Annotated in this window: 1 protein-coding gene; it reads right to left on the bottom strand. The window is 40.4% G+C overall.

Going from position 1 to position 621, the window contains the following annotated elements; translation table 11 throughout:
• Nucleotides 1–51: 51 nt before the first annotated feature.
• Nucleotides 52–597, bottom strand: coding sequence for an RNA-dependent RNA polymerase family protein (locus CUC53_RS18660; protein WP_100295436.1), 546 nt, complete (start codon nucleotides 595–597; stop codon nucleotides 52–54).
• Between the last annotated feature and the right edge of the window lie 24 nt (nucleotides 598–621).

Here is a 621-nt window from a genome sequence, read left to right as displayed (position 1 = left end):
GTATTAGTTACTTCTTCAAGAAAATTCTATAAGATGCGTTAGACATGATTTTCATTTCACAAATCCATGCTGACTTTGTCCGATGATTTCACCTCTTTCCAAATGTGCTGTTATCACATCTTTGATAACGGACTCTAGCATTTTCCCCACCACCGATGTCAGACTAACCGGTCTATAATTCCCTGTTTTCTCTCTCCCTCCTTTTTTAAAAAGTGGGGTTACATTAGCCACCCTCCAATCCTCAGGAACTAATCCAGAATCTAAGGAGTTTTGAAAAATTATCACTAATGCATCCACTATTTCTTGGGCTACTTCCTTAAGCACTCTGGGATGCAGACCATCTGGCTCTGGGGATTTATCTGCCTTTAATCCCTTCAATTTACCTAACACCACTTCCCTACTAACATGTATTTCCCTCATTTCCTCCATCTCACTATACCTTCGGTTCCTTACTATTTCCGGAAGATTATTTTTGTCCTCCTTAGTGAAGACAGAACCAAAGTAGTTATTCAATTGGTCTAGACAATAGACAATAGACAATAGGTGCAGAAGCAGACCATTCGGCCCTTCGAGCCTGCACCGCCATTTTAAGATCATGGCTGATCATCTAGTATCAATACC

It is taken from the genome of Aeromonas cavernicola, assembly GCF_002795305.1.
Lineage (GTDB): Bacteria > Pseudomonadota > Gammaproteobacteria > Enterobacterales > Aeromonadaceae > Aeromonas > Aeromonas cavernicola.
This window is presented reverse-complemented; position numbering and strand designations above follow the sequence as displayed.

Coding starts and splice junctions, on each gene's coding strand:
- CUC53_RS18660 (WP_100295436.1), bottom strand. CDS start 597: ATGATCTTAAAATGGCGGTGCAGGCTCGAAGGGCCGAATGGTCTGCTT.